This is a genomic window from Citrobacter europaeus, from assembly GCA_020099315.1.
Classification (GTDB): domain Bacteria; phylum Pseudomonadota; class Gammaproteobacteria; order Enterobacterales; family Enterobacteriaceae; genus Citrobacter; species Citrobacter europaeus.
Window position 1 is genome coordinate 1,692,245 of record CP083650.1, and the last position, 21,640, is coordinate 1,713,884.

The following is a 21,640-nucleotide window of genomic DNA, read 5'->3' on the forward strand; positions in this document are numbered from 1 at the left end:
AGGATAAATAGATGTCATTGATCAGTATGCATGGTGCATGGCTGTCGTTCAGCGATGCCCCGCTTCTTGATAATGCAGAACTGCATATCGAAGATAACGAACGCGTCTGTCTGGTAGGCCGTAATGGCGCAGGCAAGTCGACGTTGATGAAGATCCTGAACCGTGAACAGGGTCTTGACGACGGACGTATTATTTATGAGCAGGACCTGGTTGTAGCGCGTCTGCAACAGGATCCGCCGCGTAATGTCGAGGGCAGCGTCTATGACTTCGTTGCCGAAGGTATTGAGGAACAGGCCGAGTATCTGAAGCGTTATCACGATATTTCGCGTCTGGTGATGACCGATCCGAGCGACAGAAACCTGAATGAGATGGCGCGGGTTCAGGAAATGCTCGATCACCACAATCTGTGGCAGCTCGAAAGTCGCATTAATGAAGTGCTGGCGCAACTGGGCCTGGATCCTAACGCCGCGCTTTCTTCGCTTTCGGGCGGCTGGCTGCGTAAGGCGGCGTTGGGCCGCGCGTTAGTGAGCAACCCGCGCGTATTGCTGCTGGATGAACCCACGAACCACCTGGATATTGAAACCATCGACTGGCTGGAAGGGTTCCTGAAAACGTTCAATGGGACGATTATTTTTATTTCCCATGACCGTTCATTTATTCGCAATATGGCGACACGCATTGTCGACCTCGACCGTGGCAAGCTGGTGACCTATCCGGGGAACTACGATCAGTATCTGCTGGAAAAAGAAGAAGCGCTGCGGGTAGAAGAGTTACAAAACGCGGAATTTGATCGCAAGCTGGCGCAGGAGGAAGTCTGGATCCGTCAGGGCATCAAAGCGCGTCGTACCCGTAACGAAGGCCGAGTGCGTGCGCTGAAAGCCATGCGTCGCGAGCGTGGCGAACGTCGCGAAGTGATGGGCACGGCGAAGATGCAGGTCGAAGAGGCGAGCCGTTCTGGCAAGATTGTCTTCGAAATGGAAAATGTTGATTACCAGGTTGACGGAAAGCAACTGGTGAAAGATTTCTCCGCGCAGGTGCAGCGTAGCGACAAGATTGCGCTAATCGGACCTAACGGCTGCGGCAAAACGACGCTGCTGAAGCTGATGCTAGGTCAGCTTCAGGCTGACAGCGGACGCATTCATGTCGGAACCAAGCTGGAAGTCGCTTATTTCGATCAGCACCGCGCCGAGCTGGATCCGGACAAAACCGTGATGGACAACCTGGCTGAAGGTAAGCAAGAGGTGCTGGTTAACGGCAAACCTCGCCACGTGCTGGGTTACCTGCAGGACTTCCTGTTCCATCCGAAACGCGCGATGACACCAGTGCGTGCGCTCTCTGGTGGGGAACGAAATCGCCTGCTGCTGGCGCGTCTTTTTCTGAAACCCAGTAATCTTTTGATTCTCGATGAACCAACCAACGATCTGGACGTCGAAACGCTGGAACTGCTTGAAGAGCTGATTGATAGCTACCAGGGCACCGTGCTGTTGGTGAGCCACGACCGTCAGTTTGTGGATAATACCGTTACTGAATGCTGGATCTTCGAAGGCGGCGGCAAAATTGGTCGTTATGTCGGCGGTTACCATGACGCGCGTAGCCAGCAATCTCAGTATGTGGCGTTTAAACAACCGATCGCTAAAAAAACAGAGGAAGCTGTTGCTCCTAAAGCAGAAATTGTCAAACGTGGCACGAGCAAACTAAGCTATAAACTGCAGCGCGAACTGGAGCAGCTCCCCGCGCTGCTTGAAGAACTGGAAGCTAAACTGGAAGCATTACAAGCTCAGGTCGCTGACGCCGCTTTTTTCAGTCAGCCGCACGAGCAAACGCAACAGGTATTAGCTAACCTGAACGAAGCAGAACAAGAACTTGAGCAAGCCTTTGAGCGCTGGGAGTATCTTGAGTCTTTGAAGAGTGGCGCATAATTTAAAGGAGCACATATGTGCGAACATCACCATGCCGCGAAGCATATTCTGTGCTCGCAGTGTGACATGCTGGTGGCGTTACCTCGCCTTGAGCATGGTCAGAAAGCGGCATGTCCACGATGTGGCACTACATTAACGGTTGAGTGGGACGCGCCACGGCAGCGTCCTACCGCCTATGTGTTAGCAGCATTGTTCATGCTGCTTTTATCAAACCTCTTTCCCTTTGTGAATATGAATGTCGCAGGGGTGAGCAGCGAAGTCACGTTGCTGGAGATCCCAAGCGTTCTCTTTTCGGAAGACTACGCCAGTCTGGGCACCTTCTTTTTATTATTTGTGCAATTGGTTCCCGCGTTTTGTCTGCTGACTATTCTGCTGCTGGTGAATCGGGTGCAGATGCCCGGCAGACTTAAAGCGGGTCTTGCGCGCGTTCTGTTTCAGTTAAAAAGCTGGGGGATGGCGGAAATCTTCCTCGCTGGCGTGCTGGTCAGCTTCGTTAAGCTGATGGCCTACGGCGATATTGGCGTGGGCAGCAGTTTTATTCCGTGGTGCTTCTTTTGCGTTCTGCAACTGCGCGCATTCCAGTGCGTTGACCGCCGCTGGCTGTGGGATGATATTGCGCCAATGCCGGTGATTAAGCAGGTCTTGAAACCTGGCGTACCCGGCATTCGACAGGGGCTGCGTTCCTGCTCCTGCTGCACTGCTATTCTTCCCGCTGACGAACGGGTATGCCCGCGCTGTCAGACGAAAGGTTATGTGCGGCGTAAAAACAGTCTGCAATGGACATTGGCATTACTGTTTACGTCGATCATGCTTTATCTTCCGGCCAATATTCTGCCAATCATGATTACCGATCTGCTCGGGTCAAAGCTGCCGTCAACAATACTCGAGGGCGTGGTTTTAATCTGGAGCGAAGGCTCTTATCCGGTGGCTGCGGTTATTTTTATCGCCAGTATTATGGTGCCGACGTTGAAAATGATCGCCATTGCCTGGCTATGCTGGGACGCCAAAGGGCATGGCAAACGCGACAGTGAACGTATGCACCTGATTTATGAAGTTGTGGAATTTGTCGGTCGCTGGTCAATGATTGACGTTTTTGTGATTGCGGTACTCTCTGCGCTGGTGCGCATGGGAGGGTTAATGAATATTTATCCTGCGATGGGTGCTTTGATGTTTGCTTTAGTCGTCATTATGACAATGTTTTCTGCGATGACATTTGATCCGCGTCTGTCGTGGGATCGTGAACCAGAACCAGGCCATGAGGAGTCCTGACAGCATGGAATCTAAAAGTGGGGAAGCCAAAGTGCAAAAGGTAAAAAACTGGTCGCCCGTGTGGATATTTCCTATCGTCACTGCACTTATTGGCGCTTGGGTTCTGTTTTATCACTACAGCCATCAGGGGCCACAAGTCACGCTGATTACCACCAATGCCGAAGGTATTGAAGGGGGTAAAACGACGATTAAGAGCCGCAGCGTTGATGTCGGTATCGTCGAGAGCGCAATCCTGACGGATGATTTGACCCATGTGGAGATTAAAGCGCGTCTTAACTCCGGTATGGAAAAACTGCTGCATAAAGATTCGGTCTTTTGGGTGGTGAAGCCGCAGGTTGGACGTGAAGGTATCAGTGGGCTCGGCACGCTATTGTCCGGGGCTTATATTGAACTGCAGCCTGGCAATAAAGGAAGCAAGCTGGAAAATTACCAACTGCTGGATTCACCGCCGCTTGCGCCGCCAGATGCGAAAGGGATCCGTGTGATTCTGGACAGCAAAAAAGCCGGTCAGTTGAGCCCTGGTGATCCCGTCCTGTTCCGTGGCTATCGTGTGGGTTCGGTTGAAACCAGCACATTTGATGCGCAAAAGCGTACGATCAGCTACCAGCTTTTCATCAATGCGCCTAACGACCGTCTGGTGACCAGCAATGTACGTTTCTGGAAAGACAGCGGGATCGCCGTGGATCTTACTTCGGCAGGTATGCGTGTGGAAATGGGATCGCTCTCCACGCTGTTTGGCGGTGGCGTAAGTTTTGATGTGCCGGAAGGCTTAGAGCAGGGCGAACCGGTCGCGCAACAGTCCGCGTTTAATCTTTATGACGATCAAAAAAGTATTCAGGACTCCCTGTATACCGATCATATTGATTACCTGATGTTCTTTAAAGATTCGATTCGTGGCCTGCAGCCTGGCGCGCCGCTGGAATTCAGAGGCATCCGTTTGGGTACGGTAAGTAAAGTACCTTTCTTCTCACCGAATATGCGCCAGGTATTCAACAATGATTACCGTATTCCGGTGCTGGTTCGTATTGAACCAGAACGTCTGAAGGCGCAACTGGGAGAGGACACTGATGTTGGCGCTCATCTGGAGCAACTGCTTAAACGCGGATTACGGGCATCGCTGAAAACCGGGAACCTGGTGACCGGCGCGCTGTATGTTGATCTCGACTTCTACCCGAAAGAACCGCCAATTACCGGCGTGCGCGAATTTAATGGCTATCAAATCATTCCGACCGTGAGCGGCGGTCTGGCGCAGATCCAGCAACGTCTGATGGAAGCGCTGGATAAGATTAACAATCTGCCGTTGAATCCGATGATTGAGCAGGCGACCAATACGTTGTCCGAAAGTCAGCGCACGATGAAGCATCTGCAGACCACACTGGACAACATGAATAAGATCACGTCCAGCCAGTCGATGCAGGATCTGCCAGCGGATATGCAGAACACGCTGCGTGAACTGAATCGTAGCATGCAGGGCTTCCAGCCGGGGTCCGCCGCCTACAACAAGATGGTAGCGGATATGCAGCGTCTGGATCAGGTGCTGCGTGAACTGCAGCCGGTACTGAAAACGCTGAACGATAAGAGCAACGCGCTGGTATTTGAAGCGAAGGACAAAAAAGATCCAGAGCCGAAGAGGGCGAAACAATGAAAAAGTGGCTAGTGGTGATGATGGCGGTCTGGCTGACGTCATGCAGCTCCAGCGGAGAAAATAAAAGCTATTACCAGCTTCCTATCACGCAAGGGGGCGTACAAAGCTCTGCCAACCAGGGTAATCGTCTGCTGTGGGTTGAGCAGATTGCTGTCCCGGACTATCTGGCGGGCAATGGGGTGGTTTACCAGACCAGCGATGTGCAATATGTGATAGCGAATAATAATCTCTGGGCCAGTCCATTAGATCAGCAACTGCGTAATACGCTGGTGGCGAACCTCAGTATGCAGTTGCCTGGTTGGGTGGTCGCTTCGCAGCCGCTGGGAAGCACTCAGGACACGCTGAACGTTACCGTAACCGGGTTCCACGGTCGGTACGATGGTAAGGTTATCGTCAGCGGTGAATGGCTACTGAATCACCAGGGACAGTTAATCAAACGTCCATTCCACATCGAAGCTGTGCAGACCAAAGACGGCTACGATGAGATGGTGAAGGTTCTTGCCAACGCCTGGAGTCAGGAAGCGACGGCTATTGCTCAAGAGCTGAAACGCATCCCTTAAGCTTAAATAATTGTAAATTATGCCGCCCCTGGTTCTTTGCCAGGGGCGGTTTTTTTTATTTTTTTAGCCGTGGAGATAGCTGTTCTGACTGATTATTTTTGTACAAATGATTTTGCGGGTAGCTCACAAATATGACACTGGCGTGAATTTTGCGCATTGACGAGCCTGATGTTTAGGGGTATTCGTTTTAGTGTGATTGCACACTTAGTAATCACTGTTTTCTTTTCCACCAGACCCAAAGATGAGGGAAACGAGGCATGAAGAGACAAAAACGAGATCGCCTGGAACGGGCACATCAACGTGGATATCAGGCCGGCATTGCCGGACGCTCAAAAGAAATGTGTCCCTATCAGACGCTGAATCAGAGGTCATACTGGCTGGGAGGCTGGCGAGAAGCCATGGGGGATAGGGTTTTAATGGCCTGATTCTGTCTCTTTAGATAAAAGAAACCTCCGCAGAGCGGAGGTTTCGCCTTTTACAGACCTGATTAGTATCTTAGGCCGACGCCAGGCGTCTTGTCAGGCCTATAGCCAGTCTGCAAATTAGAACGCGGAAGTGTCCTGGAACAGACCCACTTTCAGATCGTTAGCGGTGTAGATCAGACGACCATCAACCAGCACTTCACCATCAGCCAGGCCCATGATCAGTCGACGGTTGACGATGCGTTTGAAGTGAATGCGGTAAGTGACTTTCTTCGCGGTCGGCAGAACCTGGCCGGTGAATTTAACTTCGCCTACGCCCAGCGCGCGGCCTTTACCTTCGCCGCCCAGCCAGCCGAGATAGAATCCAACCAGCTGCCACATGGCATCCAGACCCAGGCAGCCTGGCATCACAGGATCGCCGATAAAGTGGCATCCGAAGAACCACAGGTCCGGGTTGATATCCAGTTCAGCTTCAACATAACCTTTGTCAAAGTTGCCGCCGGTTTCGGTCATTTTGATGACACGGTCCATCATCAGCATGCTTGGTGCAGGCAGTTGTGGCCCTTTTGCGCCAAACAGCTCACCGCGACCAGAGGCAAGAAGGTCTTCTTTTGTATAGGATTCGCGTTTATCTACCATGTTCTCTGTAAGCCTTATTTTATTGAAGCACGCAGGATAGCTAACACGTGTACGCTGAACAAGTCCGATCAGTTCGGAATAATCCAGTTCAGCCAGCGTAGCGGCCAGGGAAAACGGTGACGACCTTCCTGTTGCGTTGCCGTAGCAATACGCTCCTGGATAGTTTGCATCAGCGTTGTCTGGCCTTCGCCATCCCACACCAGATTTAATAACAGTGGCAGCGCATCGGTTACGTCGTCCACCGCCCAGATAGTGAATTTTTCTTCTTCTATGGCCTGTAGCAGCGCGGGCTGCAGGCTAAGGTGTCTGACGTTCGCTGAAGGAATGATAACGCCCTGCGTGCCTGTTAGCTCACGCTGTTGGCAGATGGTGAAGAAACCTTCAATTTTCTCGTTCAGACCGCCAACAGGTTGCGCCCGACCAAACTGATCGACAGAACCGGTAATGGCGATGCTTTGATTAACAGGAACGTCGGCGAGGGCGCTAATTAATGCGCACAGTTCGGCCATGGACGCACTGTCGCCGTCTACTTCACTGTAGGATTGCTCAAAGGTCAGCGAGGCGGAGAAGGGGATTTGCTGCTCAAGCTGGAGTTCCGACATCAGGAACGCCTGCATAATCATCATCCCCTTCGCGTGAATATTTCCGCCGAGCTCGGCTTTGCGCTCAATATCCGTAAATTCGCCATCGCCAATGTGAACCACACAACTGATGCGTGAAGGTTCTCCAAATGCGCGTGGGTGGCCAGGAAATTCAATCACCGACAGGGCGTTGATTTGGCCGATACGCTCACCTTCCGTCTCGATCAGGATCTGTTCCTGCAAGATCTCATCCTGCATACGTTCGGCGAGGAAACCTTCCCGCCATTCGCGCTGGGCCAGCATCAGGCTGAACTGCTCAGCATTGCAGGTTTCGCTCTCGCATAACGGTGCCACTTCTTTGAACTGTCGGGTTATCCACAGCGGGTTAAGCGGCAATGTATCCTGTTCACCGGTATAGCGAACGGCTTCACGGATTAGTACTTGCCAGGCATCAGGGGCCGGGTAGGGTAAATTATTGCGCGTCGCGGTATGCGTTACCCACTGACACCACTGCGTCATGGTTTCGGCATCCACAATCTGCAGATTATCTTCAAACTCGCTATAAATAGCCTGCTCAGCCAGCTCAGGTTCCATGTCCTGGAAATCTGCCAGTGATTCACGCTCACCGACTAATACCACTTTCAGTTTAAGGGGCATAGATGGAACGGAGACGGGCAGTGGGCGAGACTCATCAAAAGCTACCCAGTCAAAACGCTCGTGGCTGACAATGGCTTTCAGGCGCATCCACAGCAATGGTTGGGCCAGCAGGGTGCGCAATGAAATAACCAGCACACCACCGTTGGCCTGGTGCACAAGACCTGGCTGCAGGGTAACTTCGCCGTTGAACTGGCGCAGACAGCCAAACAGTTGTTCGGCTTCAACCCAGTCAGCGCTGACTACCTGAGTTAACGTGGCAAAATTGTCTTCTGCTCTCTCAGCCGCACGATAGCGGATAGTGTGACCGGAGATATCATAATGCCCCCCGGTGAGACTTCCTGCATCTGAATGCAGAGGCCGTGCAGCCTTTGCGATAAGGTCGATATACTCAAGCTCTTCCGGCGCTTTTACCAGCATAAACGAGGACGTCGTCCAGTGCTGTAGAAGCTGCTCTAGCGCAAATTGTAAACGTGGCTGAGTCTCACTAAGTAAGGTATCGGTGTCGTCAGTGACGTGCGGCTGTGCAAATACTTCCTGATAACTATCGGTATCAGGAACCAGATCACGCCATGCAAGTTTCGTAATGGTCAAAGTTGATGTTTTTTAGTCTGTTGTAAAAAACGAGATTATACCGTAACCATCATCACTGCACACGTGGAAAGCGCCGTGAAACGGATGTGATGGCACGCGACAGTTCACAGGCTGGATATTCTTTTCTTCAGATGCCGAAAAAGCTGATATTCTGATAAGAGTTACACGGTAACATTGAGATCGCAATGAAATATCAACAACTTGAAAACCTTGAAAGCGGCTGGAAATGGAAGTATCTGGTGAAGAAGCATCGTGAGGGGGAATTAATCACCCGTTACGTAGAGGCCAGCGCTGCCGAAGAAGCCGTTGATTTGTTGCTAACCCTCGAAAATGAACCGGTTCGGGTTAACTCCTGGATTGAAGAACACATGAACTCTGCGCTGCTAAATCGTATGAAACAAACCATACGAGCGCGGCGTAAGCGGCACTTTAACGCTGAGCATCAGCATACGCGAAAGAAATCAATCGATCTGGAATTTATGGTCTGGCAGCGCTTAGCAGGACTTGCGCAGCGGCGTGGAAAAACGCTTTCTGAAACCATTGTGCAACTGATTGAAGATGCGGAGCATAAAGAGAAGTACGCGAACAAAATGTCGACATTGAAGCAGGATTTACAGGCGCTGCTGGGAAAAGAATAACGACAGAATGGCGATATGTTTGTTTACAGTGATGCTTTGACTGATAAAAGGTGAAAAAAAACCCCGCAAAGCGGGGTTTTTTATAAGACGATAACTTAAGCCTGAGGCTGAGTTACAACGTCTTTGATACCTTTAACTTCGATCTCAACACGACGATCCGGAGCCAGGCAGTCGATCAGTGCAGCGCGAGCTTTCACGTTGTCACAGGTGTTGCCAGTAACCGGGTTGGATTCGCCCATGCCACGTGCAGAGATTTTGTCAGAAGGAATACCTTTAGAGATCAGGTAATCAACAACGGACTGAGCACGTTTCTCGGACAGACCCTGGTTGTAAGCGTCAGAACCGATGCGGTCAGTGAAGCCCAGAACAACTACGGAACCGTCTTTCGGATCCAGGTTGCTCAGCTGGCTGTACATCTGATCCAGAGCCTGCTGGCCTTCTGGTTTCAGAGTAGCTTTGTTGAAGTTGAACAGAACGTCAGACTTCAGAGTGAAGTGCTTGGTCTGTACTTCTGGAGCCGGAGCCGGAGCAACAACTACTGGAGCTGCTTCTTCCTGCTGACCGAAACGGTAAGAAACACCAACGCTCAACAGACCGTTATCCGGACGACCACCAACGGTGTTCGCGTCACCGATGTTGTTGGTCCACTGGTATTCCAGACGGGTAGCGATTTCAGGAGTAATTGCATACTCTACGCCACCAGCGAATACTGGGGATACACCAGTGTCGTGGTCTTTGAAGCCTTCGTTGTTTTTAGCGTCTGCACGCCAAACCATACCACCCAGACGGGTATAAACGTCCAGATCGTCAGTGATTGGGTAACCCAGTTTAGCGGTCAGCTGAACGCCCTGAGCTTTGAAAGCGCCGTTATTGTGGGTAGCATCAGTAGCGCCTTTGTACGGCATACGACCTAACCAGTCGTAACCCATTTCGAAACCAACATACGGGTTAACCTGGTAACCACCGAACGCACCAGCACCAAGTTGACTTTCGTGGGTAGGACCGGAGTTGTTGATCTGGTTGTTGCCAATATCATGGTACTGAGACCAGCCCAGTTTAGCACCAGTGTACCAGGTGTTATCTTTCGGAGCGGCCTGCGCCACGGTAGCGAAACCAGCCAGTGCCACTGCAATTGCGATAGCTGTCTTTTTCATTTTTTGCGCCTCGTTATCATCCAAAATTCGCCATGAATATCTCCGAAGAGAGATAACACGGTTAAATCCTTCACCCGGGGACCAGTTCAATAGTTACTCTACCGATATCTGCGGCTTACGCCGAGCACCCCTGGCGATGTAAAGTCTACAACGTAGTTGAAAACTTACAAGTGTGAAGTCCGTCAGGCATATGAAAAAAAAAGGCTTGTATACACAATATTTAACATTTATAGATGAATAAATGTACTGAGGATTTCCTGAAAACCGCTTCAGACAGGCCTTCAGCCGGAAAACACGTTATAGCTCAACGGCAATTTAAAACATGAAAAAAAATTCCAGGATAAATCCTAATTTTACTCAATGATACAAATTCGAGTGAATTTTTAGCCCGGAATGCTGTCTCCCCGCAAGTGTCTGAGCGCGAACAGGACGCATGATAAACCCCATCGCATTACCTTCATCTGCCGCTTTTACCAGCTCGGCATGTTCATCTTCGGTTAATTCTTCCGTCAGCCAGCCGATGACAACGCTGTAGTTACCTGTGCGCAGCGCTCGAACCATCGATTCCAGCGTATTGCAGGGGGAGAGCTGGCTGATTTGCATGACTTTGGTCAATGGAAGCCCAGCCGACTGTACCCACTCACGGCTTAATTTTTGCTGAGGGGTCAGCCACAGCTGCCAGCGTGATTGCTGCCCTAACTGTTGCAGCAGGGGCAGCAGCAGAAGCTGCGTCATCATGGGCTGGTCTTCGCGATAGACCACTTCACTGATAAGCCCAGCGGTAGCATTCTCTGATGAAACGCGCGCAATACTGCTTGATGCGGAAGAGAACGACGAAGAACGATTTGCATAGCCTGAAGTGTACATAATCAATCCAGCCCTGTGAGTTACTGTATGGATATACAGTAACCCTGCCATCAATAAAGATCAACCTTATTTTCGGAAACAGGTTCGCAATTTTTAGTCGTCGTCACGGGAAACATTAAATTCATCTTGCCCCATACGCATAAGTTGCCTATTTTCGTCATTAACGGATCAGTTACTGCAAATTATTTGCTTACGTTATGATTTAAAAGGATTTTTATGAAAGAGCTTTCTTATGCAAGGATCTATAAATCACAAGAATATCTGGCTTCTCTGGGAACAATTCACTATCGCTCACTGTTTGGTGGCTACAGTCTGACGGTTGGCGATACGGTCTTTGCCATGGTCGCCAGCGGTGAGTTATATCTGCGCGCCTGTGAGCAGAGCGCACAGTACTGTGTGAAAAATTCTCCTGTCTGGCTGACATTTATTAAGCGCGGACGTCCGGTTGTGCTCAATTATTACCAGGTGAACGATGCCCTGTGGCAAAACCAGCAGCAGTTGGTATCGCTATCACGATATTCACTGGATGCAGCCGTTAAGGAAAAACAGAGCCGCTTTGCACAACATCGTCTGCGGGAATTACCGAATATGACGTTTCATCTGGAGACCTTGCTAAACGAAGCAGGTATTAAGGACGAGGGGACATTGCGATCGCTGGGAGCCCAGATGTGCTGGTTGAAACTGCGGCAGAATAACCCGGCGTTGACGGTAAAAATTCTCTATGCCCTTGAAGGGGCGGTCGGCGGAGTGCATGAAGCCGCGCTCCCGGCGACGCGTCGCCAGGAGCTGGTTGAGTGGGTGAGTTCTCTTACGCCGGAACCGGGGTATTAGATGGCAGCACGGCAATTTGTTGCTGTAAACGCCGAATTTCAGGGAGCAGGGCAATCAGTAACCCAACTTGCTGTACGACCAGTGGCTCCTTACTGTCCGGACGTGGCTCGAGATGCTGAATTCGCTGCTTCAGACCGTCCAACGCCTGGTATACGCGCTGTTCGTCGGCAGGTTGATGGTGAAGCGCATCATCTACATAACAGACGGCATCATCCAGCAACGCCAGAACGTCCGGATTAGTTAACTGCTCACGGTGTGCGCCCAAAGCGGAAATGTAGCTGGTAAACGTATGGTTAAGACACAGCAAGCGAAACGCCGTTTCGCGCGTCTGGGCCGTGACATCCGGTTCACTCGACATATTCGACACCACCGAAGCAAGTTCCGCATCACGATTGTGCGCGTCACGACGGGCGATACGGTATGCCAGACGATTGTCACGCCCCTGATGGTATTGCTCGAGAATAGCATCAAGATAACGACAGTTAGCGTCGGTAGCCCGTTCAATCACCCGCGGCAGATTACGAAAACGCCAGTCTGGCCAGATAAAACTAACAGCAGCCCACGCGATGGCACAGCCGATCAGCGTATCTATCACGCGCGGTAGCGCAACCTCGAAACCTTCACCGAGCAGGTTAAAACACAGCAGTACCAGCAGCGTGATAAACATGGTGGCATGCGCGTACTGAACGTTACGAAAGGCAAAAAACAACACGCCGGTGATCACCAGGAGTATCAGTTGCCCTTCGAGAGAAGGTACAAACCACAGGATCGGTAAACCAATGGCGATCCCGACTAATGTGCCGATAATCCTGAGTGCCAGGCGATGCCGGGTGGCGTTGTAGTTTGGCTGGCAGACAAACAGGCTGGTTAACAGGATCCAGTACCCGTGGTTCATGCCGGTTATCTGGATAATGGCATAGCCGACGCAAAGTACCAGCGACATGCGGACAGCATGGCGAAACAGGGCCGACTCAGGCGTGAAATTACGGCTCAGCCGTAACCAGATATCGCTGAATCCATGCGGACTGTCATCGGCAAGCTGGTTTTCAGACTCATTACGAGAAAGGACCTGGGCCTGTTCGGACTCAATGGTTGCCAACTGGGCATCGATGGCCCGTAGGTTTGACAGCAAAAATCCCAACGTGTTGAGCAGGTCGGCAGGCTCACCACTCGCGCGCATGCGCTCAAGCGCAGCATCTATATGGGTGAAGACGCGCTCAAAGTGTGGATCGTGCTGATAAGGCGTACGTAATAAAATACAACGAGACAGTTGTGCACACGCCTGTCCCTGCATCGACATCAGGCGCTGGAAGCGAAACATCACGTCGCTGTGGCGGAAATGGTCGCGCAGCGTTTGATACTGAATATGCGAGGAACTTGCGCGTTCGTGAATATCCTGCGCCACAAAATAGTAATGTAGCGTGCGACGTGTTCCGCGCTGTCCGCGATCGCCACGCAGGCGAGTCAGCAAAGATACCTTCGTCTGGTTTAACGTCGCCATCAGTTGCCCATTCGCAAGGGCCAAATCATACAACGGCGCCTGGCTTTCATCTTCTATATCGGGATCAAACAGACGCGATTTCAGTTCCAGGTAGTGCGCTAACTGTTCGTAGCTACGCGCCAGATTGTCCTGCAAGGGGCGGATGGGAAACAGAAGATGGCCGGTCAGGGTTAACAGGTTGTACCAAATGGCGCCAGCCAGCAGCAGGATCGGCTGCTGATACCACTGATCGTAAAGCGAGGTGCCCAGCATCGTGTAAATGGCAATCAGCAACGCGCCAAAGGCGATGGTTGCATAGCGCTGGCCTAAACCCCCGAGCAGTATAAAGCCGCTGGTGGAAAGCGTTAACCCAATCGCAAACAGCCATGGCCATGGGAAGAGCAGTTCGACCGAGGCCGAGGCAATGAAAAAGCACACCAGCGTGATGATTAAATTGCGCAGGCGGCCTGCAAGACGATCGTCCAGGTCGGTAAGCGCGGCAGCGACCATGCCCAGCGTGAGCGGAATGGTCAGCTTAACGTCGCCCAGCCACCAGGGCAGCGCCGTTGTGCCGCAAAGTGCGATAAAAATTCGCACGTAGTAAAGCCAGGTGCTGTTCCAGGTATAGCGTTTGAGCAGAGGACTTAACATAAAGGCCATCGGTCCTGATTATTCGAAGCGACGACGCGCATTAGCTTCACGCGCTGCGCGAGCTACTTCTACGGATACCACCCGGCGACCAACTGGCCACAGTGCAATCGCCGCGATTTTGAAATTCGCAATGCCTACCGGGATACCAATAATCGTAATGCACTGGGCAATACCGGAGACTATGTGCATCAGGCACAACCACCAGCCGAAAAAAATCAGCCAGAAAATATTGAGCACCGTGCCGCCAGTATTCAACAGGACGTTTTTGCCCGCTGGATTAAGCTCATCGACATGAATCGCTTCGTTGCCATAAGGAAACAGCGAGAGCCGGGTTATTTCCCAGCAGGAGCGGGTCAGGGGGAGAGTAAAAATAAGTACGATACTGACCAGCGTAGCCAGTAGCCAGGCTAAGGTGGTGGCGAATCCACCGAGCACAAAATTTAAAATATTCAGAACAGTACGCATAAACCCTCGGTTAACTCTGGTTTTCTGTGAATTCGGCAATTGTAACGTTTTTTTGGGCTGGAGCACGTTTTCTCTGGCGGTTACACTGATAAGCAAATCTCTTCGTGTGGATCCGCTTGAGTCTTATGGAACTGAAAGCAACTTCTCTTGGAAAACGTCTGGCACAACACCCTTACGATCGGGCCGTTATTCTTAATGCCGGGATTAAGGTTTCCGGCGATCGTCACGAGTATCTTATTCCCTTCAATCAGTTACTGGCTATCCATTGTAAACGCGGTCTGGTATGGGGCGAGCTGGAGTTTGTACTCCCGGACGATAAAGTGGTACGTCTTCACGGTACGGAATGGGCGGAAACCCAGCGCTTTCATCACCATTTGAATTCGCTCTGGCAGCAGTGGAGTCAGGAAATGAGCGACGTCGCTGCGGGAGTTTTACACCAACAACTCGAGGCGATTGCGGCGCGTACCAGTGAAAATAAATGGCTGACGCGCGAGCAGACGTCAGGACTACAGCAGCAGATCCGTCGTGCTTTTGCCGCACTGCCGCTCCCGCTCAATCGGTTGGAAGAATTTGAAAATTGCCGTGAAGCGTTACGTCAATGCCAGGCATGGTTGAAGGACATTGAAGCTTGCCGCTTACAGCACAACCAGGCGTACACCGATGCCATGCTGGAAGAGCATGGCGAATTTTTCCAGCAAATTGAATCCTCGCCGTTGAATCCGGCCCAGGCGCGGGCGGTGGTGAATGGTGAACAATCATTATTGGTTCTTGCGGGTGCCGGAAGCGGAAAAACATCTGTCCTGGTCGCCCGTGCGGGCTGGTTACTTGCGCGAGGGGAAGCGGCAGCTGAACAAATCCTGCTGTTAGCGTTCGGACGTAAAGCGGCCCAGGAGATGGACGATCGCATCCGTGAACGTCTGCATACGGAAGAGATAACCGCACGGACGTTTCATTCACTGGCGCTACACATCATTTCGCAGGGGAGCAAAAAAGTCCCGACGGTCAGCAAGCTGGAAAATGATGCCTCTGCTCGCAGCAAACTTTTTATAACGACATGGCGTCAACAGTGTAGTGAGAAAAAGGCGCAGGCCAAAGGCTGGCGGCAATGGTTAGAAGAAGAGATGCAGTGGTCTGTACCTGAAGGTAACTTCTGGGATGACGAAAAATTGCAACGCCGGCTGGCTTCCCGGCTGGATCGCTGGGTCAGCCTGATGCGTATGCATGGCGGAGCGCAGGCGGAGATGATCGCCAATGCTTCGGAGGAGATCCGCGATCTGTTCAGTAAACGCATAAAACTGATGTCACCACTGCTCAAGGCCTGGAAGGGGGCACTGAAAGATGAGAATGCCGTCGATTTTTCCGGATTGATCCATCAGGCAATTGTCATTCTGGAAAAAGGCCGATTTATCAGTCCGTGGAAGCACATTCTGGTTGATGAATTTCAGGATATTTCTCCTCAGCGTGCCGCTTTGTTAGCCGCACTGCGCAAACAAAACTCACAGACTACGCTGTTCGCCGTAGGGGATGACTGGCAGGCAATTTATCGATTCAGCGGGGCTCAGCTTTCGTTGACCACCGCATTCCAGCAAAACTTCGGCGAGGGTGATCGTTGTAATCTGGATACCACTTACCGTTTTAATAGCCGTATTGGCGAAGTTGCAAACCAGTTTATCCAGCAAAATCCCCATCAGCTTACGAAACCGCTCAACAGTCTGGTGACTGGCGATAAAAAAGCCGTCACGTTGCTCGATGAAAACCAGCTGGATCTGCTGCTGGATAAGCTGTCGGGATTTGTAAAGGCAGACGAGAGAATTCTGGTGCTGGCGCGATACCATCATCTCAAACCTGCCAGTCTGGAGAAAGCAGCCACTCGTTGGCCCAAGCTACAGCTGGAATTTATGACTATCCATGCCAGTAAAGGACAGCAGGCGGATTATGTTATTGTTGTGGGGCTTCATGAAGGGAATGACGGTTTTCCAGCCCCGGCCCGCGAGTCGATTATGGAAGAGGCATTGCTCCCGGCGGTGGAAGATTTCCCGGATGCCGAAGAGAGACGCTTGCTGTATGTGGCGCTAACGCGCGCGCGTCATCGGGTATGGCTACTGTTTAACAAAGACGCGCCATCATGCTTTGTTGATGAGCTTAAGCAATTAGACGTTCCGGTGACCCGGAAACCCTGAAAAGCAGGCGGTAATTACCGCCTGCTTAGCGTTTATTTGAGGCGTTCTGCCAGATAACGGGCGTAATCCGGGATCAGGATGTCCGTTGCATCGTTGAAGTTTGGCGACTGGATAATAAAATCAGCAGTCGACACGTTGGTGGCAACGGGAATGTTCCATACCGTCGCCAGACGCAGCAGGGCTTTGACATCAGGATCGTGGGGTACGGCGTTAAGCGGGTCCCAGAAGAAGATCAGCACATCAATTTTCCCTTCTGAAATCAGCGCACCTACCTGCTGGTCACCGCCCATCGGGCCGCTCAGCATGGCGTTGACGTCCATTCCTGTCGCGCGTTGGATCAAGTTTCCTGTTGTTCCTGTGGCGTACAGAACGTGCTTTTCCAGCAACGGCTGGTGGCGTTCTACCCAGCTCATCAGCATCTTTTTACAGTGATCGTGTGCAACCAACGCAATGTGTTTACGCGCTGGCAATGTGCGAGTCGTTAATTCCATAGTACAGCTCCCAAGTTAACCTGGTTACAGAGTACTGGAAGCTCTTGACGCTGCAAGAGAAAGACCAAAAAAATGCGTATGCGAACATAAATGTCATGAAGGCGGCTGTTTCTGAGCCCATTGCAAAAAGTTACTTCGCGTTTGTGCGTCGGCCTGCTGGAACCAATATTTTAAACGCTGCTCGGTCAGCGTTTGTGACTGGGGCGGCACGCGATCCAGTTCAGATACCCCGGAAAGTAGCGAACTGTCATCGGCCATCATCGTAGCAAACTGCGGTAATGAAGCATGTTTAGCCGCTTTGTTATAGCGTTCAGTCTCCATTTCATAATCCACGATTTTTGCCGTGGAGGTGATAGACAAAATATCCAGCTTGACGGGGATAGGCATGGCATCCCCATCCAGCAGTTCCACGCGTGGAGCGTCATCGAAATGCGTTGCGTCCCGCTCATTGTTCAGCCGCGGAAGGTGGAAATTAACCTGGCTGACGAGTTGGGTATCAAAGCTGATGACCAGCGGAGGCGAAATGTACAGACGTTCTTCGTGACTCGATAAACGAATGGTTTTTTCTACACGAAATACAAGCTGGTGCCGACCATTTTCCAGCTCAATACTTTCGGCACCACGCAGTAATGAGCTGGAGACTTTTTTTCCGTCCAGCAGCAGAAGGTCAATATCATTAGACAGGCGTAAAGAGGTAGCAAAAACGGTTACCGGCAAACACAGGGCAATTAAGGCTGTCACAATGCCGGCTTTCATAGGTTTCTCCTGTCCAGAAAATATCTGCAAACATGTATCTAAATTTTTCGATAATCATGTTTACTAACATATAGACATATTTTTGAGTTTAGCTCTCATGCGCCAGTATGGGATGAATGGTTGCAGGGGCAGGTTTGTCGTACACTTTGCTAAACAGCCTGGAGGAAAATGATGAAAGAGACCGATATTGCTGGCATTTTGACATCTACTCGTACGATTGCACTGGTTGGCGCAAGCGATAAACCCGATCGCCCAAGCTATCGCGTGATGAAATATTTACTCGATCAGGGCTATCACGTTATTCCCGTTTCACCGAAGGTTGCCGGGAAAACGCTGCTGGGGCAGCAGGGCTATGCAACGCTGGCGGATGTGCCAGAGAAAGTGGATATGGTCGATGTCTTCCGTAATTCTGAAGCGGCCTGGGGCGTTGCTCAGGAGGCTATCGCCATTGGTGCTAAGACGCTGTGGATGCAGCTTGGCGTCATTAACGAGCAGGCGGCCGTGCTGGCGCGTGATGCGGGGCTGGCGGTAGTGATGGACCGCTGCCCGGCGATCGAGATCCCGCGACTGGGGCTGGCGAAGTAGGATTGGGCTGTAGCCGTATGAAATGCACAGGCCCGATAAGCAAAGCGCCATCGGGCCTGTGTTAGGATCAATTACGCAGGCGCGGAGCCTGAAGCTGTTTACGGATTGTTCGCGCCAGTTCATCCATCGACGGTTGCTCCGGATGTTCTTCCTGCAGTTCGCTACTCAACTGTGCTTCGGCCAGATACGTATGCACTGGCAGACCATTATCGTCTTCCATCACCACGTGATACCAGGGAGCGGCGCGAAGTTCGTCGTTAACCGCCAACTCATCGGCTGACGGCTCATCAAGCGAATATTCCGGGTCGATATCCACGACCACTCCGAGGTAACCTAACAGGGAATGGCGGACCTGCTGGCCGATACCGAATTTGCTGGCAATCATAGTCACCTCCCGGGAAATAGATACCCTCTATGTAAGGGTAATATTCCACTTTTCAAGTTACATGATGCGACAGGCAAACCCTTTCAGATACAGCCCTTCCGGGTAGGTAGCGATCACCGGATGATCGGCGGCCTGACGGAACTGCTCTATAAATTGTACATCACGACCAGCATCTATTGCGGCATCGGCGATGATTTTCTGAAATAAATCGGTGGTCATCAGCCCAGAGCAGGAAAATGTCAGCAGCACGCCGCCAGGGTTGAGCAACTGAATTGCCAGCATATTGATGTCTTTATAACCGCGGCAAGCGCCCATCAACTGGCTTTTGTTTTCGACAAATTTCGGCGGATCCATCACGATGACATCAAATTTCTCACCGCGATCGCGATAGGCGCGCAGCAGTTTGAACACATCATCACGCACAAATTCGGCTTTACTCAGATCCAGCTTATTCAGTTCAACGTTCTGGCGGGCAATATCGAGCGCTTCCTGAGAGGTGTCCACGCTGACCACCTGACGGCATCCGCCCATTAATGCTGAGACCGCAAAACCGCCGGTATAAGAGAAACAGTTCAGCACACGCTGGTTCTCCACATAACGGCGCGTGGCCAGGCGGCTGTCGCGTTGATCGAGGTAATAGCCAGTTTTGTGACCATGCTGAATATCAACCAGCAGCTTCATTCCGTGCTCTTCGATAGGCAGCAGGGCAGGCGGCAGTTCGCCCGTTACTGGCCCTTGGGTCAGCTCCATACCTTCTTTTTTACGCACGGCCACATCGCTACGGTCATAAATGGCACAGTCAGGGAAAACAATTTGCAGGGCGCTAATTAGCGCGGCGCGTTGATATTCAGCACCGGCGCTGAGCAACTGCAACACCAGGAAGTTGCCGAAGCGGTCAATAGTGACACCCGGCAGACCATCGGATTCTCCGGCGATCAGACGATAGCTGTCCAGACCGTCCTTTTTCGCCAGCCAGTCACGCCATGTCTGAGCCTGCTGCAGACGACGGGTAAAGAAATCAATATCGATGGATTCAGACTTGTCGAAGGTCCAGACGCGTGCACGGATCTGTGACGCCGGTGAGAAGGCACCGCGTGCCAGCCATTTACCCTGGTGGTCAACAATATCAACGGTTTCACCAAGGTTGGCTTTACCTTCCATACGGGCGACAGCACCGGAAAATACCCACGGATGGCGGCGAAGTAATGATTTTTCGCGCCCCTTGGCTAACACTAAACGAGGATAATGTGGAATTATAGATTCAGTCATGCGGAGCAACCTCTCACAAACAGTGACGCGGGCTGGAGTAAAGTACCAACCTGAAACCATTAAAATAAAATGGCGCGTAGAGTAGCACAGATGGTGAGGTCAATCATCTGCGTATGGCGTTGAGCGTTTCGGCACAAAACGCTATCACAGAGGCACAGTTTCTTTTATGCCCACCGTTTACATTGCTATTTCTTAATCAGAAAAGGAAATGCAATGAAAGCTGTCTACTCATTGGCTACCGCTGCCATTGTCGCGTTGAGTTTTAATGCCTCTGCCGCCTCGACGTTTCGTCTCAACAGCACCGACATACCCGCTAACCTGCAGTTAACGCAAAAACAGGTGTTTAAGGGATTTGGCTGCAGTGGCGACAATATCTCCCCGCAACTGAGCTGGCAAAATCCCCCAGCTGATGCCAAAAGTTTTGCCATTACGCTGTTTGATCCTGATGCGCCAACGGGAAGCGGCTGGTGGCACTGGACCGTCGTAAATATTCCTGCTCAGATCCACACTCTTCCTGGCGGGGCCAGCATGGATAAGTTACCCGCAGGAGCAGTTCAGGGACGTAATGATTTCGGTTATGCTGGATTCGGTGGTGCCTGTCCACCGCCGGGCGATAAACCTCATCGCTATCAGTTTACCGTGTGGGCGTTAAATACAGACGCGTTGCCGATTGACAGTAACGCCAGCGGTGCCCTGGTCGGTTTTATGCTGAACAGCCACGTGATTGCCAAAGCTGAATTAACCGCCACTTACGCAAGAAAATAAAGAGGATAATCTGGTGCAGGATGTACATTTCCGCCATAACAACCTTACCACCGCTGAGGTGCGTTCCGGCCACCTGCACCGCTTGCATCGGGTTAAACTGTTTTCTGCTGCTATTTGCCATATTACGCAGGGAAGTAAGGTCATTATTCAGGATGAAAATCGTCTGGTTGCAGGACCGGGTGAGCTGATTATCATCCCGGCGAATACGCCTCTGGAGATTATTAATCAGCCGGAACAGGGAGCATTTCGCTCGGATTTGCTGTTGCTATCGACGAGCATCATTACCGCGTTTAAAAATAACTGGGTCGAGGATTTCCCTCCGGCAAAATTGACGTCGCTATGTACGCCAATGAGCAACGGACTGGCATTTATGTGGGAAAGCCTGCTGGATGCAGTACGCCAGGACTTACCTGCAAAATTGCAGGAGCATCAGGCGATGGGATTATTGCTGGCGCTACTGCATGATGGTGTGGCAGGGCCTCTGCTTATCGAGCGACGGTTTAATCTTACTGAACAGGTGCGACAACTTATTATGTTATCCCCTGCTAAGCTATGGACAGCCCAGGAGATTGCCGGTCACCTGTCTATCGGTACCTCGACGTTACGCAGACGATTACAGATGGAATCGCAGAGTTACCGGCAGATAGTCGAGGAGGTGCGCATGTCCTGTGCGCTCTCTCAACTACAGTCGACCACGCTGCCGATTGGCGAAATTGCGTTACGCTGTGGCTATCTGTCAGGTTCACGATTTACTGCAAGATTTCGCCAGCATTACGGATGTCTGCCGAAACAGGTGCGATGAGGCCTCGGTACCTGTTCCTTCATTTACGTTGATAAGGA

21 protein-coding genes are annotated in these 21,640 nt (G+C 51.5%); 11 read left to right on the forward strand and 10 right to left on the reverse strand.

What is annotated here, in order from left to right:
• Positions 1–11 precede the first annotated feature (11 nt).
• The 5 genes from LA337_07890 to rmf all read left to right on the forward strand — a co-directional run bounded on the left by LA337_07890 (position 12) and on the right by rmf (position 5,818).
• Entirely contained in the window at positions 12–1,919 is a 1,908-nt protein-coding gene (locus LA337_07890) for an ABC transporter ATP-binding protein (GenBank protein ID UBI17606.1), read from the forward strand.
• 15 nt (positions 1,920–1,934) lie between these two features.
• Positions 1,935–3,188, forward strand: coding sequence for a membrane integrity-associated transporter subunit PqiA (gene pqiA / locus LA337_07895; GenBank protein UBI17607.1), 1,254 nt, complete (start codon positions 1,935–1,937; stop codon positions 3,186–3,188).
• A gap of 4 nt (positions 3,189–3,192) precedes the next feature.
• A complete protein-coding gene (pqiB, locus tag LA337_07900) occupies positions 3,193–4,833 on the forward strand; it encodes an intermembrane transport protein PqiB (GenBank protein UBI17608.1) in 1,641 nt (546 codons plus the stop codon).
• Positions 4,830–5,393, forward strand: coding sequence for a membrane integrity-associated transporter subunit PqiC (pqiC, locus tag LA337_07905; GenBank protein UBI17609.1), 564 nt, complete (start codon positions 4,830–4,832; stop codon positions 5,391–5,393). The genes pqiB and pqiC overlap by 4 nt, the downstream gene beginning before the upstream one ends.
• A gap of 257 nt (positions 5,394–5,650) precedes the next feature.
• Positions 5,651–5,818 (forward strand): ribosome modulation factor, encoded by a 168-nt coding sequence (gene rmf / locus LA337_07910; protein ID UBI17610.1) that lies wholly within the window; start codon positions 5,651–5,653, stop codon positions 5,816–5,818.
• Between the two features lie 117 nt (positions 5,819–5,935).
• Here rmf and fabA read toward each other — a convergent pair whose 3' ends face one another.
• Together fabA and LA337_07920 are read right to left on the reverse strand one after the other, a co-directional pair.
• The gene (gene fabA / locus LA337_07915; GenBank protein UBI17611.1) at positions 5,936–6,454 is read right to left on the reverse strand and encodes a bifunctional 3-hydroxydecanoyl-ACP dehydratase/trans-2-decenoyl-ACP isomerase; all 519 of its coding nucleotides are present in this window, start codon (positions 6,452–6,454) and stop codon (positions 5,936–5,938) included.
• A 68-nt stretch (positions 6,455–6,522) separates the two neighbouring features.
• The gene (locus LA337_07920) at positions 6,523–8,283 is read right to left on the reverse strand and encodes a Lon protease family protein (protein UBI17612.1); all 1,761 of its coding nucleotides are present in this window, start codon (positions 8,281–8,283) and stop codon (positions 6,523–6,525) included.
• Positions 8,284–8,468: 185 nt separating this feature from the next.
• On the opposite strand from LA337_07920, the gene matP reads away from it, so the two are divergent.
• Positions 8,469–8,921 (forward strand): macrodomain Ter protein MatP, encoded by a 453-nt coding sequence (gene matP / locus LA337_07925; protein ID UBI17613.1) that lies wholly within the window; start codon positions 8,469–8,471, stop codon positions 8,919–8,921.
• Between the two features lie 95 nt (positions 8,922–9,016).
• Here the strand turns inward: matP and ompA are convergent, their stop codons facing one another.
• Together ompA and sulA are read right to left on the reverse strand one after the other, a co-directional pair.
• Positions 9,017–10,075, reverse strand: coding sequence for a porin OmpA (ompA, locus tag LA337_07930; GenBank protein ID UBI17614.1), 1,059 nt, complete (start codon positions 10,073–10,075; stop codon positions 9,017–9,019).
• A 357-nt stretch (positions 10,076–10,432) separates the two neighbouring features.
• Positions 10,433–10,942, reverse strand: coding sequence for a cell division inhibitor SulA (gene sulA / locus LA337_07935; GenBank protein ID UBI17615.1), 510 nt, complete (start codon positions 10,940–10,942; stop codon positions 10,433–10,435).
• Positions 10,943–11,158: 216 nt separating this feature from the next.
• On the opposite strand from sulA, the gene LA337_07940 reads away from it, so the two are divergent.
• The gene (locus LA337_07940; protein ID UBI17616.1) at positions 11,159–11,773 is read left to right on the forward strand and encodes a TfoX/Sxy family DNA transformation protein; all 615 of its coding nucleotides are present in this window, start codon (positions 11,159–11,161) and stop codon (positions 11,771–11,773) included.
• On the opposite strand, the gene yccS is transcribed toward LA337_07940, so the two are convergent.
• Together yccS and LA337_07950 are read right to left on the reverse strand one after the other, a co-directional pair.
• Complete coding sequence (yccS, locus tag LA337_07945; protein UBI17617.1) at positions 11,751–13,904, reverse strand: TIGR01666 family membrane protein; 2,154 nt, start codon at positions 13,902–13,904, stop codon at positions 11,751–11,753. The genes LA337_07940 and yccS overlap by 23 nt on opposite strands.
• Positions 13,905–13,922: 18 nt before the next feature.
• On the reverse strand, positions 13,923–14,369 hold the full coding sequence (locus tag LA337_07950) for a YccF domain-containing protein (protein ID UBI17618.1): 447 nt from the start codon (positions 14,367–14,369) through the stop codon (positions 13,923–13,925).
• Positions 14,370–14,494: 125 nt separating this feature from the next.
• Between LA337_07950 and helD the strand changes: the two genes are divergently transcribed.
• Complete coding sequence (helD, locus tag LA337_07955; protein ID UBI17619.1) at positions 14,495–16,549, forward strand: DNA helicase IV; 2,055 nt, start codon at positions 14,495–14,497, stop codon at positions 16,547–16,549.
• A 32-nt stretch (positions 16,550–16,581) separates the two neighbouring features.
• On the opposite strand, the gene mgsA is transcribed toward helD, so the two are convergent.
• On the reverse strand, positions 16,582–17,040 hold the full coding sequence (mgsA, locus tag LA337_07960; protein ID UBI17620.1) for a methylglyoxal synthase: 459 nt from the start codon (positions 17,038–17,040) through the stop codon (positions 16,582–16,584).
• Positions 17,041–17,133: 93 nt separating this feature from the next.
• Positions 17,134–17,796, reverse strand: coding sequence for a DUF2057 family protein (locus LA337_07965; protein ID UBI17621.1), 663 nt, complete (start codon positions 17,794–17,796; stop codon positions 17,134–17,136).
• Positions 17,797–17,967: 171 nt separating this feature from the next.
• Here LA337_07965 and LA337_07970 point away from each other — a divergent pair, with 171 nt between their 5' ends.
• A complete protein-coding gene (locus LA337_07970; GenBank protein ID UBI18418.1) occupies positions 17,968–18,381 on the forward strand; it encodes a CoA-binding protein in 414 nt (137 codons plus the stop codon).
• A gap of 67 nt (positions 18,382–18,448) precedes the next feature.
• Here LA337_07970 and hspQ read toward each other — a convergent pair whose 3' ends face one another.
• Together hspQ and rlmI are read right to left on the reverse strand one after the other, a co-directional pair.
• A complete protein-coding gene (gene hspQ, locus LA337_07975; GenBank protein ID UBI17622.1) occupies positions 18,449–18,766 on the reverse strand; it encodes a heat shock protein HspQ in 318 nt (105 codons plus the stop codon).
• 57 nt (positions 18,767–18,823) lie between these two features.
• On the reverse strand, positions 18,824–20,035 hold the full coding sequence (gene rlmI / locus LA337_07980; GenBank protein ID UBI17623.1) for a 23S rRNA (cytosine(1962)-C(5))-methyltransferase RlmI: 1,212 nt from the start codon (positions 20,033–20,035) through the stop codon (positions 18,824–18,826).
• A gap of 213 nt (positions 20,036–20,248) precedes the next feature.
• Here rlmI and LA337_07985 point away from each other — a divergent pair, with 213 nt between their 5' ends.
• Both LA337_07985 and LA337_07990 read left to right on the forward strand, forming a co-directional pair.
• The gene (locus LA337_07985; GenBank protein UBI17624.1) at positions 20,249–20,800 is read left to right on the forward strand and encodes a YbhB/YbcL family Raf kinase inhibitor-like protein; all 552 of its coding nucleotides are present in this window, start codon (positions 20,249–20,251) and stop codon (positions 20,798–20,800) included.
• Positions 20,801–20,813: 13 nt separating this feature from the next.
• Positions 20,814–21,602: a helix-turn-helix transcriptional regulator gene (locus tag LA337_07990; protein UBI17625.1), complete on the forward strand. Its 789-nt coding sequence runs from the start codon at positions 20,814–20,816 to the stop codon at positions 21,600–21,602.
• Positions 21,603–21,640: the final 38 nt, after the last annotated feature.